Annotated in this window: 16 protein-coding genes; 6 read left to right on the forward strand and 10 right to left on the reverse strand. The window is 67.4% G+C overall.

Annotated features, from left to right (window positions below; all coding sequences use genetic code 11):
- Window positions 1-13 precede the first annotated feature (13 nt).
- Both G6N31_RS06865 and G6N31_RS06870 read left to right on the forward strand, forming a co-directional pair.
- Window positions 14-397 carry an ArsR/SmtB family transcription factor gene (locus G6N31_RS06865; protein ID WP_011780443.1) on the forward strand — a complete coding sequence of 128 codons (384 nt, stop codon included), beginning with the start codon at window positions 14-16 and terminating at the stop codon, window positions 395-397.
- A gap of 141 nt (window positions 398-538) precedes the next feature.
- The gene (locus G6N31_RS06870; RefSeq protein ID WP_011780444.1) at window positions 539-883 is read left to right on the forward strand and encodes a DUF3703 domain-containing protein; all 345 of its coding nucleotides are present in this window, start codon (window positions 539-541) and stop codon (window positions 881-883) included.
- A gap of 48 nt (window positions 884-931) precedes the next feature.
- Here the strand turns inward: G6N31_RS06870 and G6N31_RS06875 are convergent, their stop codons facing one another.
- The 4 genes from G6N31_RS06875 to G6N31_RS06890 all read right to left on the reverse strand — a co-directional run bounded on the left by G6N31_RS06875 (window position 932) and on the right by G6N31_RS06890 (window position 4,625).
- Entirely contained in the window at window positions 932-1,528 is a 597-nt protein-coding gene (locus tag G6N31_RS06875) for a TlpA family protein disulfide reductase (protein ID WP_011780445.1), read from the reverse strand.
- A gap of 58 nt (window positions 1,529-1,586) precedes the next feature.
- Complete coding sequence (locus G6N31_RS06880; protein ID WP_011780446.1) at window positions 1,587-2,186, reverse strand: cadmium resistance transporter; 600 nt, start codon at window positions 2,184-2,186, stop codon at window positions 1,587-1,589.
- A gap of 67 nt (window positions 2,187-2,253) precedes the next feature.
- The gene (locus G6N31_RS06885) at window positions 2,254-4,221 is read right to left on the reverse strand and encodes a heavy metal translocating P-type ATPase (protein ID WP_011780447.1); all 1,968 of its coding nucleotides are present in this window, start codon (window positions 4,219-4,221) and stop codon (window positions 2,254-2,256) included.
- Complete coding sequence (locus G6N31_RS06890; RefSeq protein ID WP_011780448.1) at window positions 4,218-4,625, reverse strand: ArsR/SmtB family transcription factor; 408 nt, start codon at window positions 4,623-4,625, stop codon at window positions 4,218-4,220. The genes G6N31_RS06885 and G6N31_RS06890 overlap by 4 nt, the downstream gene beginning before the upstream one ends.
- Before the next feature lie 406 nt (window positions 4,626-5,031).
- Here G6N31_RS06890 and G6N31_RS06895 point away from each other — a divergent pair, with 406 nt between their 5' ends.
- Both G6N31_RS06895 and G6N31_RS06900 read left to right on the forward strand, forming a co-directional pair.
- Window positions 5,032-5,658, forward strand: coding sequence for a class I SAM-dependent methyltransferase (locus G6N31_RS06895; protein ID WP_011780449.1), 627 nt, complete (start codon window positions 5,032-5,034; stop codon window positions 5,656-5,658).
- Window positions 5,655-6,302 carry a methyltransferase family protein gene (locus tag G6N31_RS06900; protein WP_011780450.1) on the forward strand — a complete coding sequence of 216 codons (648 nt, stop codon included), beginning with the start codon at window positions 5,655-5,657 and terminating at the stop codon, window positions 6,300-6,302. Before G6N31_RS06895 ends, G6N31_RS06900 begins: the two co-directional genes overlap by 4 nt.
- A gap of 289 nt (window positions 6,303-6,591) precedes the next feature.
- Here the strand turns inward: G6N31_RS06900 and G6N31_RS26990 are convergent, their stop codons facing one another.
- Window positions 6,592-6,765: a hypothetical protein gene (locus G6N31_RS26990; protein WP_011780451.1), complete on the reverse strand. Its 174-nt coding sequence runs from the start codon at window positions 6,763-6,765 to the stop codon at window positions 6,592-6,594.
- A gap of 495 nt (window positions 6,766-7,260) precedes the next feature.
- On the opposite strand from G6N31_RS26990, the gene G6N31_RS06905 reads away from it, so the two are divergent.
- The gene (locus tag G6N31_RS06905; RefSeq protein ID WP_234815426.1) at window positions 7,261-7,425 is read left to right on the forward strand and encodes a hypothetical protein; all 165 of its coding nucleotides are present in this window, start codon (window positions 7,261-7,263) and stop codon (window positions 7,423-7,425) included.
- A gap of 28 nt (window positions 7,426-7,453) precedes the next feature.
- Here the strand turns inward: G6N31_RS06905 and G6N31_RS06910 are convergent, their stop codons facing one another.
- The 5 genes from G6N31_RS06910 to G6N31_RS06930 form a co-directional block, all read right to left on the reverse strand.
- Window positions 7,454-7,729: a hypothetical protein gene (locus tag G6N31_RS06910; protein ID WP_011780453.1), complete on the reverse strand. Its 276-nt coding sequence runs from the start codon at window positions 7,727-7,729 to the stop codon at window positions 7,454-7,456.
- 16 nt (window positions 7,730-7,745) lie between these two features.
- Complete coding sequence (locus tag G6N31_RS06915) at window positions 7,746-7,979, reverse strand: hypothetical protein (protein WP_011780454.1); 234 nt, start codon at window positions 7,977-7,979, stop codon at window positions 7,746-7,748.
- A gap of 85 nt (window positions 7,980-8,064) precedes the next feature.
- A complete protein-coding gene (locus tag G6N31_RS27140) occupies window positions 8,065-8,505 on the reverse strand; it encodes a hypothetical protein (protein ID WP_011780455.1) in 441 nt (146 codons plus the stop codon).
- Window positions 8,502-9,317 carry a sigma-70 RNA polymerase sigma factor region 4 domain-containing protein gene (locus tag G6N31_RS06925; RefSeq protein WP_098004946.1) on the reverse strand — a complete coding sequence of 272 codons (816 nt, stop codon included), beginning with the start codon at window positions 9,315-9,317 and terminating at the stop codon, window positions 8,502-8,504. Before G6N31_RS06925 ends, G6N31_RS27140 begins: the two co-directional genes overlap by 4 nt.
- A gap of 1,262 nt (window positions 9,318-10,579) precedes the next feature.
- Window positions 10,580-10,993 (reverse strand): hypothetical protein, encoded by a 414-nt coding sequence (locus tag G6N31_RS06930; RefSeq protein ID WP_049778119.1) that lies wholly within the window; start codon window positions 10,991-10,993, stop codon window positions 10,580-10,582.
- A 325-nt stretch (window positions 10,994-11,318) separates the two neighbouring features.
- Between G6N31_RS06930 and mobF the strand changes: the two genes are divergently transcribed.
- Complete coding sequence (mobF, locus tag G6N31_RS06935) at window positions 11,319-15,905, forward strand: MobF family relaxase (RefSeq protein ID WP_179964275.1); 4,587 nt, start codon at window positions 11,319-11,321, stop codon at window positions 15,903-15,905.
- Window positions 15,906-15,950 lie beyond the last annotated feature (45 nt).

Consider the following 15,950-nt stretch of genomic DNA (forward strand, 5'->3'; position numbering starts at 1 on the left):
TTAGTATATCGATATGGCCGAGCCGCTCGATACGTGCGATCTTCTGTGTTTAGGCCTGCTCCACGCGGAGGAGATCCGGGCCGCGGTGCCCGACAGCGCCACGGTGCAGGCCGCCGCCGCGGCCGCGCGTGGGTTGGGGGATGGCACCCGGCTGTCCATTACGGCCGCGTTGGCCGCGGGCGAGGAATTGTGCGTCTGCGACGTGGCCTGGGTGGTCGGGTTGTCTCAAGGTTTGGTGTCGCACCATCTGCGCCAGCTTAAGAATGCGTCACTGGTGTCCTCGCGGCGCCAGGGGAAGATGGTCATGTATCGGCTGACCGAGCGCGGGCGACAGTTGACGGCAGCGGTGCTGACCGGTGTGGCCGCGGTTGCTGGAGTAAGCCCGAATCGTGGCTGATGCTTGCTGTAGCCCGCAGTCCGCGGCCGACTTCCGGGCGGACGTGAAAAGCGTTGACAAGTAACAGTTTTGCAGCTGGTCGCGGTATCAGTCTTGCTGCGATGCCCGAGCTGCCGACCGCAGGATAGGAGCGTGAGTGTGATGCCGAGGATCAGTGCGCAGGCCCGCCTTGTGTATCGAGACGAGATGGACGCCGCCAGGAAAGCCGACGATTCGCTGGTGCGGTGGCGACATTTGGAGCGGGCTCACATCGTGTCGCAGCCAGATCCGTGGCTGCACACCGGCAACCACGCCGCCATGCTGGTGTTGGCCGTGCGCCAGCGCAACCGCCGCGAAGCACTCGGGCAGGTGCTGCGCCTCATTGTCGCTGCCCCCGGGTCGATGACCGGTCGGTATCCCGTCGGCAACACCGGCCGCGTCACGGCAGGACTGATGACACCGATGCCCATTCCCGACGACCTCGCCGCAGCCGTAACCAGCAGATGAACACCGCCACGGCGACCGGGCCCTCGAAGCTGCCGTCGGTGTGGGGCGTCAGCGCTCGGTGGTCAGCCGGTCCAGTAGCGGCCGTAGGTCTTCGGCTAGTAGTGCCATGAGGTACACCGCGGCGACTCTGTGCTGGCGGTCGAGGACCATGGTGGTGGGCACCACGCTGGTCGGATAGCTGCGTCCCAGTGTGATGAGGCTGCGCATTGCGGGGTCGAAGATGGAGGGATATTGCACGTTGCGGTCGGTGACGAAATCGCGTGCGGTGTCGCGGTTGTCGCGGACGTCGATACCGAGGAACTGCACGCCGCGGTCGCGATATTCGCCGTACACCGTTTCCAGCTCCGGAGTTTCGGTGCGGCATGGCGCACACCAGGAGCCCCACACATTGATGAGGACGACCTTTCCGGTGAAATCCGACAGCCGGATCGGTTCGTCGGTGAACAGATCGGGTCCGCTCAGATTGCCGATCGTGCCCCGTGTCGAGGGAGGGTCGTAGAAGATCGCGGTCTTGCCGCCGGGTGAGACGAAGTCGAAGGTGCCGCCTTGGGCGACGGCATCCTCGCCGGTGGTGCAGCCGGTGACCGAGGCTGTTGCGACGACAAGGGCTGCCACGACGGCGACAGATCGCCTGAGGCTAGTCACGAGTACTCCTCTCGACGATCACGTTGTCGCCGATTCCACCGCCGGTGTTCATGACTGCCTAGTTGTCGAAGGCAAGGCCGCTGACCAGGATGAAGATGCCCAGGGCGATCAGGACGATCGGGAACAGGACGTGTTCCCAGCGTTCGAGGACTTCGGCGATCGGCCGGCGGGTGGCGACGAATCGGGCGGCGATGACGAGGACCGCGACGAGCACGAGGAAGACGACGCAGTAGGCCACCACGGCTGCCGGTCCCACGCTCAAGAAGACCGGAACGTAGACCCCGATGTTGTCTCCGCCATTGGCGAAGGTGACTGCTGCGACGGTTAAGACACCGACGTTCTTGCCGGCGACCTTGTTATCGTCGTCATCGTCGTCGTTGCCACGCCAGGCTCCCCATGCCGCCCACAGTCCCAGGGCCAGGGGGATGAGCCCGAAGTACGGGATGACGTGCGGGGGAAGGAATGCTCCGGCACCCAGCGTCACCAGCACAGCCGCGCCGAGGATTCCCGCGAATCCCAGGTATTGCCCGGCGGTGATCCGGGCCGTGGTCCCGCGTTGTCCCGCGCCGCGGGCGAAGAACAACGAGAGCACGATGATGTCGTCGATGTTGGTGACGATGAACAGGCCGATCGCGGGCAGAACAGACGACAGGATCATGGGGCTCCCCCCGTGTCTGCGGTGTCGCTGACCGGGCGACTAGCCACAACGCCGGTGTGGCCGGCGGTCACGACGGCGCGCCCACTGGCGCCGCGCGGGTATGGCTGGGTGCCGGATCGATCGGTGCGGCGGCCAGCGGTGTGGTGCGTCCGGCTCGCACACCGTTGGCGATGACCACGATCTCGGCGAGTTCGTGGACCAGCACCACCGCGGCCAGCCCGAGCACCCCGAACAGCGCCAGCGGCACCAACGCGATGATCAGGCCCAGGGACAGGCCGACGTTTTGCAGCATGATCCGCCGCGCCCGGCGGGCATGGCGGAACGTTTGGGGCAGGTGGCGCAGGTCTTCGCCCATCAACGCGACGTCGGCGGTTTCGATGGCCACGTCGGTGCCCATCGCGCCCATCGCGATGCCCACGTCGGCGGTGGCCAGCGCAGGAGCGTCGTTGACGCCGTCGCCGACCATCGCCGTGGGGCGTTGGGCCCGCAGTTGTTCGATCAGCCGCGCCTTGTCTTCGGGGCGCAGCTCGGCGTGTACGGCTTCGATTCCGACATCAGCGGCCAACGCGGCGGCGGTGGCCTGGTTGTCGCCGGTGAGCATCGCCACGTGATAGCCGTCGCGGCGCAACCGTGCGACCACCTCGGCGGCCTCGGGCCGCAGCTCGTCGCGCACGGCGATGGCACCGATCACCTGGCCGTTGTCTTCGACGAGGACCGCGGTGGCCCCTGCCTGTTGCATCCGGGTGACATCACCGGCGAGTGGGCCGGGGTCGAGCCAGCCGGGCCGGCCGAGGCGAAGCGTGTGCCCGTCGCGACGTCCGGTGAGTCCGGCGCCGGTTACGGCCTCGACGTCGGTGGCAGGGATGACGTCATCGGCTGCGGCGAGGATCGCCGCGGCCAGCGGGTGCTCGCTGCGCGCTTCCAACGCTGCGGCCACATCAAGTACCTGCTCGGGAGTCGCACCGTTGGTGGTGGCCACGTCGATGACGGCGGGCCGGTTCGCGGTGAGCGTGCCGGTCTTGTCCAGCGCGACGCCACGGATCTTGCCCAGCCCTTCCAGTGCGGCGCCGCCCTTGACCAGCGCGCCGAGCTTGCTGGCGGCGCCGATAGCGGCCACCACGGTGACCGGCACCGAAATCGCCAGGGCGCACGGTGAGGCGGCGACCAGCACGACCAAGGCTCGTTCGATCCAGGTGGCCGAGTCCCCGAGCAGGCTGCCGATCACCGCGATCAGCCCGGCGACGATCATGATTCCGGGCACCAGGGGTTTGGCGATGCGGTCGGCCAAGCGCTGGGAGGCGCCCTTGCGGGACTGCTCGGCCTCCACGATGCGCACGATGCGGGCCAGCGAGTTGTCCTCGGCGGTGGTGCTGACCTCCACCTCGAGTGCCCCGGTGCCATTGATCGACCCGGCGAACACCTCATCACCGGGCCCGGCCTCCACGGGAACCGACTCGCCGGTGATGGCCGAGACATCCAGCGCGGTGCGGCCCTGGCGGACGATGCCGTCGGTCGCGACACGCTCACCGGGCTTGACCAGCATCCGGTCGCCGATCCGCAAATCCGCAGGCGCGACGGTCTTTTCGGCGCCGTCGCGCAGCACGGTCGCCTCGTCGGGGACCAGCGACAACAGCGCGCGCAGCCCGCGGCGGGTGCGGGCCAGCGAGTACTCCTCCAGTCCCTCGCTGATGGAGAACAGGAAGGCCAGCATCGCGGCCTCACCCACCTCGCCGAGGATCACCGCGCCCACTGCGGCGATGGTCATCAGCGTGCCGACCCCGATCTTGCCCTTCACCAGCCGCTTGAGAGTGGACGGCACGAAGGTGTAGGCGCCGGCCAGCAGCGCCACCGCTTCCAGCGCCACGACGACCGGCTCAGCGGCGTCGAGGAAGCCGGCGATCACCGCTGTCAGCAGGAACACCCCCGAGAGGGCGGCGAACTGCAGTTCCTTGATCTGCCAGAGCCGCTCGGGCTCACGCTCCTGCTCCTCAGCACCGCGGGGTTCGTCGTTGCCGCAGCCGCATGCATCACTCATCGGTGAGCCTCCTGCGTACCCGGCGTCGCGACGGTGCCGGAGCGGGTTCCGTAGGTGGGGCACAGCGCGACGGCGTTGCCGGTGGCGGCCAACAGCGTCTCGGCCGAGACCAGTAGGTCGAGCAGCTCGGGGCGGGTCAGCGAGTAGAACACCTGCCGACCTTCGGGGCGACCGGTGACCAGGCCGCAGTCCCGCAGGCACGCTACGTGGGCCGACACGGTGGACTGCGCCAGGCCCAGCTCCCCGATCAAGTCGACCACGCGGGCCTCCCCGTCAGCCAGGCGGCGCACGATCGCCAACCGCGCAGAATCGGAGAGACTGTGAAACAGCGCCACCGCGGCATCCAGATTCGAGCTCTCCGAGGTGGTTCCGGTGAGGCAGCCATCCGCCTTATTCATCGTCATATGACGATGATACCCGGTCGCCGGCGATATTTCGAAGTGAGGTCGGACTCCGAGCCGACCTCGATCCGGTGTGTCGCGTTGGCGGGCACGACCACCTCCGTGCCGCAGTGTCCGCGCGCCGTGCTCGTCGAGCACCGTGAACGCCGTTGTTGCGGTGATGATCTGAACGGCATGGTGGGCATGGGTGTCAGTGGGGCCGATCGATCCGGTGAAGGCCAGCAACCCGGCCGCAGCCGCGCCGCGCCGCCCCAGCGCGGACCGGCAGCTGCATTACCGCCAAGCCTATTCATCGTCACTAAACGATGATAGCGTCTTCCATAGATCGTTAAACGGCGATGCCACCGACGAAGGGCGATCATTCGGACGCTGTGGCAACCGCTACTGAGTGGAAGGAGTTGCGGTGTTGATGAACCGGGCAGAAACAGCTCTGATCAACTCGCCACCTCGGCGCTGGCTGCAGCGCCTCTATGAGGTGCCGGTGCTGCTGCGCTTCGGGGGTCGGCTTCCCCCGGGCAGCGGCGCCCTCGAAATTGGCTGTGGGTCGGGCTACGGCTCGCAGCTGGTGCTGCAGCGCTTCGGCGCCGCGCGGATCGACGCGGTCGATCTGGACCCGGCGATGATCGAGCGGGCACGAACCCGGCTCGCCCCCTACGGCGACCGGGTACACCTGGCTACCGGGAGCGCCACCGATCTGCGTGAGGCGCTCAACGCCGATGATGGCAGCTACGACGCGGTGTTCGACTTCGGGATCATCCATCACATCCCCGACTGGCGCGCTGCGGTCGCCGAAGCCGCCAGAGTGCTCATCCCCGGCGGGCGGTTCTACTTCGAAGAAGTCACCGCCCACGCCCTGAGCCGCCCCACCTACCGGCTATTGTTCGACCACCCCACCGATGACCGGTTCACCGCCGAGGACTTCCTCGACGAGTTGGGCCGGCACGGGCTGGTCATTCTCGGATCGGTGACCCGCATCCAAGGCGACTACCTGCTCGGCGTCGCCGCCAAGCCACTCGCTGCGGACGGTGGGCGATGATGGCCGCGGCCGCGCTGACCCTGTTCGTGGTCATGATGCTGCTCGCCGGGGCGCTGCGCACCCTCATCCAACGGCACCGCACCGGTGACAGCGGCAACCGGCGCACACTGTCACCGCGCGGCTCGCTGGGCTGGTCGGCACTCACCGCCACCGACGTCGGCTACCTCATGGTGGGTGTCGGCGGCCCCTTGGCGCACTGGCTGGGGCTAGCGCCGGTGAGCGTGCTGCAGCACCCTCCCATTCACGTGCTCGGCGTGGTCCTGGCGGTTCTGGGCATCCTGGCCGCCTTCGGTGCGCAGATGGCGTTGGGCGCGTCCTGGCGGATCGGGGTCGACCAAAGTGAACGCACCGCACTGGTCACCAGCGGCCCGTTCGGTTGGGTGCGCAACCCCATCTTCACCGCGGTGCTAGTCACGATCCTCGGCCTGACACTCATGGTCCCCAACCTCGTCGCACTCATCGGCTGGGTCCTTGCCCTCGTTGGGATCGAAACCCAAGTGCGCCGCATCGAGGAGCCCCACCTGCACCGCATCCACGGCGAACCCTATGACCGCTACACCGCCACTGTTGGTCGCTTCCTACCCGGATTGGGGCGCCTCCGCACCGACCGTCGCGCTGCCACATCGAAAGGGGACAAAAGTTGATCACTCCTACCCAGTCCATACGGTCGATACCATCGCGGCCGCCCAAGCCTCTCGATGAGCAGGCCTGGCATCCCCGCGCCCAGATCGCCCGCATGCTAGGCATATATCCCAATCCGAGTGCGGGCATGAAAAAGCCTCGCGCGTCGAAATCGAGATTCGACGTCTGCGAGGCGAAAGCCAGCGTGGTGTGCGCATGCGGGGGCCGCTGACGGTGGCCGCCCGGCGCGCAGGCGGTTACGGCGGCATCGGCAGGATTCTCCCGGTGACAAGAGTGCTCATCAGAAGAGGGCTAACGCCGCCACTCGCGAAGCGCGACCGCGGCAGCGCCGACTAACTCGGTCAGCCCCTTCAGGAAGGCGATGATGCGCTCCATCGGCTCATCGCGCCGGCAGAACACCGCCCGGTTGACCATCACCAGTACAAGCAGAATCCAGACCAGATTCCACGCGTCCGAGACGACCACATTGACCTCCTTGCGAGGTGTACCAACAGAAAAGTGCCCGACCGATGGCCGGGCACAAAAAAAGCCGGGAAGACCCCGACTTCAACGCGCAAATAAGCGCGCCCTTTCATGGTAAAACCATGAAAAGATCAGTCCAGCACTACATTTGGATGACTGGACGACATACGGAACTGGCTGTGTACGCCAGTTGTTCGGTGGACCCCGCCAGCAGGGGCGGGAGGAAGATTTCGCGGTAGCGACTGGATGTGGGCACAGTCGAGCCACTGCATCTGTGCGGCAATCTTACCTGTCGAGGTAGGGCAACGGAGAGGACGTCTCACTGGTGGGCGTGTCGGCGCGCTAACCGGATTTTGGGCGCACTAACGGCACCTCATTCACTGTACTCGCAGTTAGATGCGCCAGCAGGGAAGCAAGCATCCTGGGCGTATCGCCTGGCTGGGAGAGCGGGCTGCCCAGTTCCTACGCCAGATGTTCCGACTTCCCTATCCTGGAGACGTGACGAGCGAGTGCGGTGACACCGAGTCGACGCTGCCTCTGTCCCCCGCTCCCCCGCGCCGTTTCGGTCAGCTGCCCGACCTTGCGGTCTCAGATGACTTCGACGACCCACTACCCGAGACGGAGCTGGCCACGTGGGACGGACGCCCCTCCCGCGAGGGTTGAGAATTTGCCCGCGAAGGACGAGCCGCATTCAGATCAGGCGGGGGTCGCCGTCTTCGTCGAGCACGATGTGCGGATCGCCGCGCTGGAGCGCGTCGAGCGCAAGATCAATCTCATGGACGGCGAGATCGGCTATGCGGCTGGGCCCCAGGACGACGATCTGCTCAGCCTGATCAGCCCCGCCGCCAACCACCAGGCCGACGAACTCGGGATTGCCCGCGACGACGAACTGCAGATCCCAGCCAATGTGGCGGCCGACCTCACGGGCTCGTCGATCCAGTGTCAGCACGTCGTCGTCGGTCAACACGCGATGCCCTCCCTTGTCAGGTGTCGTTGGAGTTGTTGCCGCGCAGCGAGTTCAGCTCATCGAGCAGCTGCTGATAGCGCTGGATGGACATGACGACGGCCGCGGGCTTGCTGGCCGTATCGGCCAGGATGACGTTGCCTGCGCTGGTGGCCACCTGATTTATCAGGTGCTGGTGCAGTTCGCGGGCCGGGATCAGCTCACTGGGGACAGCTTGCGCGCCGCCCAGGGCTTCAACGGTGGTACGGATCATCGGATTGCCTCTCAGAAGTGGTCGGTCTGGTGTCCCCTCAGCCCGCCTGTCCAGCCGAGGGGACACCGCCGAATTCGGTTGATAATCAACCGCGTTCGGTGACCGTGGTGTTGGGGTGACGTGCGGCCGTGGAGCCCTTCACGAACTTGCCGGTGATGGCGCTGCGGTGATGAGTTCCACTGCTGCGGTTGGAGCCCCGTTCGGTGACCGTGGTCTTGGGGTTGCGCGCCGCGGTGGACGCCTTGACGTAGCGACCGGTGGCTGCGCTGCGGTGATGTCCCTTGGCCATTGTTTTGTCCTTTCGTGTTTTCCGGCCCGGTGTTGAGCCGGATACCGGTCTATAAGTGCGCTGGGCGGCTCGACCCCTGAATTCCTGTGAGTCGTCGTGCCCATGGCCGCCCTCAGCCGCACGCCGGGCCAGTGCGTCGCCTTCGGCGGCGGTCACCGACCTGCGTGCTGCCCGCGCGGTGCGGGTGCCCAACGAGCTGGCGTTGATGAGTGCGGTGAGGTGCTTGATGGTGGTCACGACGTCCTCTTTCGGAGTTGGCGGAGTTGATAGCCGAGGAGGTTTTCCACGCGCTTGGCGTCGGGCAGGCCCAGCTCGTCGGCGATCTCGCGCTGGGTGAAGCCGTGCTCCTGCATGAACAGGGCTCGGCGTGCCCGGTCGGTGCTCAGCAGCGCCATCGCCTCGGCCACCGTGTCGTTGGCGACGATGGTCTCCTCGATGCCCTTGATGATGTCGAACCGGTCTTCGGGCAGCTCGGCCATCGGCGTGGTGGCCTCCTGGATTCGCTCTTTCTCGGCCCGCAGGGCGCTGCGGTAGATGTTGGCGAACTGATAGAGGCACTGGCCGATGAAGAAGGTGCCCAGCGACGCGCCTCCCGAGGATTGCCAGCGGTGGGTCATCAGCACCTTGTCGCGGAAGTAGATCAGCGCGGCGACCACGGTGTCGGTGGCGATGTCGTCGATGGTCTGATCGTCGGGCCAGCCCTCGATGCGGCCCAGCCCGTAGCCGGTCAGCGCCTTGGCCTTGCCGTAGATGGTGCCGTGGCGGATCCAGGCGCGCAGCACCCCGAGGCCGTAACGGGACAGCTCGCGGGAAAACCGCTCCCACAGCCGGCCGGTGAACTGGTGCAACTGCAGGGCCAACAGCAGCTCCTCGTCTGCTTGAAGACGCCGGATTCGTTCCAGTTCGTCAGCGAGTTCGGCGGTGAGATCAGGGCCGTCGAGCCAGGCACTGACTACGCCATCGTCGATGTGCTGGATGTCGGCCTGGATGTCCTGTTGTAAGCGCGCGGCATCAACGGGCGGGCCGGGGCGGCGGGCCGGTCGATCCATGGCTACATCTCCAGGAGGCGAGAAAGAGACAACCGATCCCTACGGTTGTCGCTTCCTCTTAAGTCCGCACGTACCGCGGACCCCTGAAACCCGGAGAAAGTTTTTTTCCAGGCAAGCGGTCGCGGCCGTGCTGGCGCCATTGTCCCAGGTCGAGCCGACAAACCTCGGCATAGAACGAGGGGCTACTGGCGGCCCAACCCAAAAGCGTCGTACGCGGCTTCTCGGGTCGCGGTCGCTCGTCGTCGTGCAGCTGCCAAGAAGGAAGGTGGGCTTTCAGCCGCGGGCAACGCTGTTCAAAGCAAAGAGCCCGGGTCGGTCGCAAGGACCGAATACCGGGCTCCTCCTGGCTTCAACCGGGCACGCGCTACACGTCACACCGGCCTGTATGAGCTCACCACCGCTGAACGCTGCAGCGGGGCCCTTGCTCAGCCCGTTCCAGCTCCTCGGCTCGGGCATTGCGACACGGCGCGCCACCCCCCGCGTGGGCCCCGGCCCCGGGGCCCACTGCCGACACCGCGTTCGAGCACCTCAGCGAGACGCAGTGCTCACCACAGCGTGGGCTGGTCGCCAAGCTGCGCCGCGTGCACCGCTGCAGCATTCCAGCCGTGCCGTACCGCATACGCAGCGCCACCGAAGGTCCGCGCCGCACATCGCGACTGTGCCGGAAACGACGTGCTGTCGAACATCCGTGTCGGCCATGCACTTCACGCATACCGGGTTGTCGCACTCATGTAAGCCAGTCCCCCCGCTGCCACCCTGCGACCTGCGATCGCCGACGCGGAGCGATACGGACGCACCCAGAACCCCACGCCGTCGCGCGTGAGGTAGAACCGGTCGTAGCCGTCCTTCCCGACCGCACGGGCCATATGTCGCAGTCCGAAGGCTTTTGGCCCGCAGACGACGTGAATTTGGAAGCGCGCAATCTCGGCGGCATGCAGCTGCCGATCGCACTCAGTAGGCCCGCGCTCTTCGTAACCTTCGACCCCAGAACCGGGCACCGACACACGCCGCGGCCGCAGTGGCGGACGCTGCCCACTCGGGCCGGCTACGTCGGACCAAGAGCTGACCGCCGACAGCGCGGCTCCTTGTCGCGTGTCGGTGCGCTCGACAGCGGGCAGCTGAGCACCGTGCTACCCGTGCACCGCGGCCTGGTCGCGCCACTATGCTCCAGACTCTCGGCACAGCGCCGCCCGGCATCTCCGCCGTCACGCCGAGTCTGCCCAGAGATTGTCGGGAGCGACACCGCTGGGGTTCGCTGCTGACTATGCGACCCCATCGCCGCCGACAACTGCATGCGAACCGTTGCTGGGCGTGGACTTCTCGACTTTCGGAGCGTGCCGCAGAATGGTCCGCACCATTCCGATCCCGACGTCTGTCCGTGCGGCGATCGTGGTCAGCGTCTCACCACGGCCCTGCATGCGTGCAATCGCCGCGCCGGCCTTCGCCCGGTGGGTAGCGACTCGCTTCGCAGCTTCGGCGTCGACTTGCTCGCGCAGCTGGGCCATACGCTCCTTCTTCCAAACCTCGACCTCGGCGACGTTGCCGACCTCGTATAGAAAGTTCGTGGCGTCGTCGATGTTCGCCTTATCCCGCGCAGCGCACGCTTCGTTGGCGCGCCGGGTCGCTTCCACGGCCCGTCGCCGGGCTTCCAACTTGGACGTTCCTGCTGCTGTCATGACCGGGACAATAAAACCGGCCGGGCCCGACGTGCCACCACCACAGCCACATTCGCCACCCACCAGTTTTTTCGTTCGCCGCCCCTACCGCACCACCGCGCTCCGCTCACCATCCGTGCAGCCCGTCCCCGCACCGCCGCCGCACCGCCCACTCAGCTCACCCCCTCACAGGCCCCTTCCACGACCCACAGAAAGCCCACACACCTCTTGCATGAAGGTCACGGTTTGGTAACGGCGATTTCGAAGATGGCTGTGGTGGTGGCTTTTTCCGCGGCTGGCTCCGTACTTTCGGGCGCATGCAGACCGAGGGGTGCGCTCGGCGGTGATGTCGATGCACAAGCTGACCGCCGGGGACGGTTACCTGTACCTGGTGCGCCAAGTCGCGGCCGCCGACAGCACCGAACGGGGCCGCTCCAGCCTCGCTGACTATTACTCGGCTAAGGGCGAATCGCCGGGCCGCTGGATGGGCCGCGGCCTGGCTGCGTTGGCCGACACCGGAGCCCGTGAGGTCAGCGACGAAGTGCGTCAAAACGTGTGGGCCGTCGAAGGCGGATCCGTGGTCACTGAGGCGCAAATGAAGGCCTTGTTTGGGTTGGGTTGGCACCCCAACGCCGACAAGATTTATGGCCATCTGTCCCCGCGGTTGGGCGTTCAACCCGCAACCGCGGCTGGCCAGTTAGGCCGCAAATATCCTGCGCAGGAGGAGCCGTCGTCGGAGTTCACCCGTCGTGTCGGAAAAGCGTTCCGCGCTCACAACATCGAGGCCGGTCTGGCGGGCAACGCCACCATCGACGATGACGTGCGGGCAGGCATCCGTACACAGGTGGCCCGGGAGATGTTCGCCGAGCAATTTGGCCGCGACCCGGCCGATGATCGGGAGCTGTCAGGGTTCGTTGCGCGGGCCACCAGGGCACGCACTACAGCGGTGGCCGGCTATGACTTGACGTTCTCTCCGGTGAAGTCGATTTCGGCGCTGTGGGCGATTGCCCCGCCGGAGATAGCCGAGCAGATCGAGGCCGCTCACGAGGCCGCGGTGGCCGACGTGTTGGAGTGGCTGCAAGACAAAGCCGCCTTCACCCGTACCGGCACCAACGGTGTCGCACAGGTCGACACCGAAGGGCTCATCGCGGCGGTGTTCACCCATCGCGATTCGCGTGCCGGGGACCCCGATCTACACACCCATGTAGCGATCGCCAACAAGGTGTCTTACCTCGATCAAAATGGGGTGCGCCGCTGGCTCGCGCTGGATGGACAACCGCTGCACCGAGTCATCGTGGCGGCTTCGGAGATGTACAACACCCGCATGGAAGTTCACACCATCGACCGCCTCGGTGTGGACTTCGCCGAGGCGTCCCGTGGACGCGGTAAACGACCCGTGCGCGAGATCGTCGGGATGTCAGTGGAATTGATGATGCGGTGGTCGAGTCGCGGTATCGCGATCAAGGCCCGCACCGCCGAGCTGGCCAAGCAGTTCCAGCACGATCACGGCCGCGAACCCACCACCATCGAATCCCTCGCATTGGCTCAACAAGCGACGCTGGAGTCGCGTGAAGCCAAGCACGAACCGCGCTCGTTCGCAGAGCAGCGCGCCACCTGGCGCAACCAAGCTATTGAAGTCCTCGGACACGATGGATTGAACCGCATGCTGGCCACAGTTTTGGCCCCGCGTCGCGCCCAGAAGACGCCGGAAATCACCGCGGAATGGGTGGCGTCGCGTGCTGTCGCACTCGTCGCCACCGTGGCCGAAACACGCGCGACGTGGCAGGCCCACCACGTGCGCGCCGAGGCCCTGCGGATGGTCCGCGCCGAAGGCGTCGCACACGTGGCGGGGCTTGTCGAACGGCTCACCGACACCGCACTTTCCGAGGCGTTCTCGGTGCCCCACGCCCGCGTCGAGGACGGCGAGTTGGGCGAGCCTGTCGCATTGCGTCGTCGCGACGGTTCGAGCGTCTACAGCCGCCACGGCGTGGCGACCTACACCAGCCGCGACGTGCTCGCTGCCGAGGAGCGCATCCTGGCCGCTGTCGCACGCCGCGACGGTCGTATGGCGACGGCGTCCGAGGTCGATCTCGCGCTGTCAGATTCGGCCGCCCGCGGCAAGCCACTCAACCTCGGTCAGGCCGCGCTCGTCGAGCAGATGGCCACCAGCGGACGCCGCGTCGCATTGGCGCTGGCGCCCGCCGGGGCGGGCAAGACCACGGCCATGGCCGCGCTGGCGCATGCGTGGCGCAGCTCGGGCGGACATGTCCTCGGTTTGGCCCCGACCGCGGCCGCGGCGATCGTGCTCGGGGAGGATCTGGGCGCGACCACCGACACCCTCGACAAGTACGTCCACTGCGCTGATCCGGACAACGCTGCGACATTCGGAACACCGCAGTGGTTCACCGACATCGGACCGGACACGTTGATCATCGTCGATGAGGCCGGCATGGCGTCCACCGCGGGTCTGGACGCGATGATCGCTGACGCGCAGCGCAAGGGCGCGAGTGTGCGGCTGGTGGCTGATGACTGCCAATTGGCGTCGATTTCCGCTGGCGGGGTGTTGCGCGACATCGCCACAGAGACCGGTGCGCTGACGCTTTCGGAAGTCGTGCGGTTTCACTCCCGCGCCGAGGCCGCGGCGTCGCTGGCGCTGCGCGGCGGCGATCCGGCCGGGATCGGCTTCTACATCGACTCCGGGCGCATCCACGTCGGTACCGAACAAACCGCCGCGGACACCGCGTTTTCGGCGTGGCTGGCCGACCGCAACGCCGGGCGCGACAGCCTGCTCCTAGGACCCACCAACGCGATCGTCGACGACCTCAACGCCCGCGCCCGCACCGCACGAATTGCTGCCCACGTTGAAGCTGACCCGAACTGGCGGCCGGGTCGGGAAACCGTGCTCGCCGACCAACTCCGCGCCAGCGTCGGAGACGTCATCCGCACCCGCCACAACGCCCGCTGGCTGCCCCTGTCGGGCACTGATTACGTCCGCAACGGCTACACCTTCGACATCCTCGATGTCGCCCGCGACGGAGCGCTCCGGGCTCGCCATAGCGGCACCGGGCATGAGATCACCCTGCCGGCCGATTACGTCACCGAACACGTCACCCTCGGCTATGCCAGCACCATCAACGGCGCCCAGGGCTCCACCGCCGGGTACAGCTGCCACGTGGTGGGTGCTGAGCACCTGACCCGCCAACAGCTCTACGTCGCCCTCACCCGCGGCCGCGCCGAAAACCACCTGTACCTCTCGACCGCCGAAACCGACCCGCACCGCATCCTGGCCCCCAAGGCCACCCACCCCGACACCGCCGTGGACGTCCTGTCCCGGATCGTGGCCCGCGGCGGCGGCCAGGTCTCGGCCACCACCACCGCCCGCCAGGCCGCCGACCCGACCCGCAGACTGGCCGCAGCCGCCGACATGTTCACCGACGCTCTCGGCGCTGCGGCCGAGCACCAGCTCGGCGCGGGTGCCCGCGACCGTCTCGACGCCATCGCTGAATCAGTGCATACCGATCTCAGTACCTGCGCAGCGTGGCCGGTACTGCGTCGTCGCCTGGCCGTCCGGGCGCTCTCCGGTGCCGATCCCGGCGAACTGTTGGCCGCCGCCCACGCTCGAGGCGGCCTCGACGATGCCGCCGACGCGGCCGCGGTGCTGGACTACCGCATCGACCCCACCGGTTCCGCCGGCCGCGACTGCGGGCCGCTGCGCTGGCTGCCCGCCATCCCCGACCGTCTGGCCGGCGACCCGCAATGGGGCGACTACCTGCGCCGCCGCGGACAACTCGTCAGCGACCTGGCCGACCAGATCCGCGAACAAGCCCGCGCGTGGACCCCCGATACCGCGCCGAGCTGGGCACAGCCCCTGGTCACGGCCAACCCTGCCCTGGCCGCAGAAATCGCCGTGTTCCGAGCCGCCACCGGGGTCGACGGCGCCGACACCCGCCTCACCGGCCCAGCCCAATACCCGGTGGCCACCCGCGCAATCCAAGACCTGCTGCAACGCCACGGCACCGACGCCATCGAGCGCAACAGCGCCGACCCCACCCGCTTCAACGACCTCCTCGACCAGATCGACCCCCGCATCCGCGCCGACGCCTACTGGCCCACCCTGGCCGCCCACCTCACAAATGCCGCGCGCGGCAACGACATTAGCGATGCGATCACCGCGGCGGCCCAGCGAGGACCGTTGCCCGATGAGATGCCCGCCGCGGCGTTGTGGTGGCGGCTGGCCGACGCGTTGTCCCGCACTGCGGCCATACCCGATCGGACCGTCGTCGACCACGCCACCGCCCAGGGCGACGGCCTGCACGCAAGCATTGCCGCTGAGCGTGCGCTCGTCGAGGTTCTGGCCGCCTCCTGGCGCAACGCTGACCCGCTCCCCCTGGCGCGGCCACGCACCGACCCCGCCGCGGTCGCGCTGTCGCTGCCCTACGTCGTGGCCACCGTGGCGGCCGAGCGCTACACCCCCGAACTCGCCGAAGCGATCCACACAGCGGCCACCGACGCCAACCGCCACCACGTCCGCATCACCGCGACACCACAGCCCGACCGGCTCAGCCTCAACCACCTCGCCGAGCAGATCACCATCCACGAACCCACCCGGCGCGGACCGGTCATCGTCGTCGAGGACGCCGCCGCCGACCCCGACGCCCTCGCAGCGGTGGCCACCGCCCTGGTCCCCGCACACGGCCGCCTCCTACTCGTTGACAACGGACAGCTCGGCAGCGCCCGACGACTCCTCGACGGACTCACCCTCCCCTGGGCTGAAAACACCCGCCCCGCAGCGGGCATCGACAATCCCAGACTCGCCGCCGCCGCCGACGAACACCGCGCCATCGCCGCCCGCAGCTGGAGAACCCTCACCACCGGACCCACGCGCGATCGAGGCAGAGACCGCGACCGCGGACACGGCCTCGACATCGACTAACGGGCACACCCACCGCACCCGGCATATACCGTTGACGGTATATAC

The sequence above is a fragment of the Mycolicibacterium duvalii genome (assembly GCF_010726645.1).
Lineage (GTDB): Bacteria > Actinomycetota > Actinomycetes > Mycobacteriales > Mycobacteriaceae > Mycobacterium > Mycobacterium duvalii.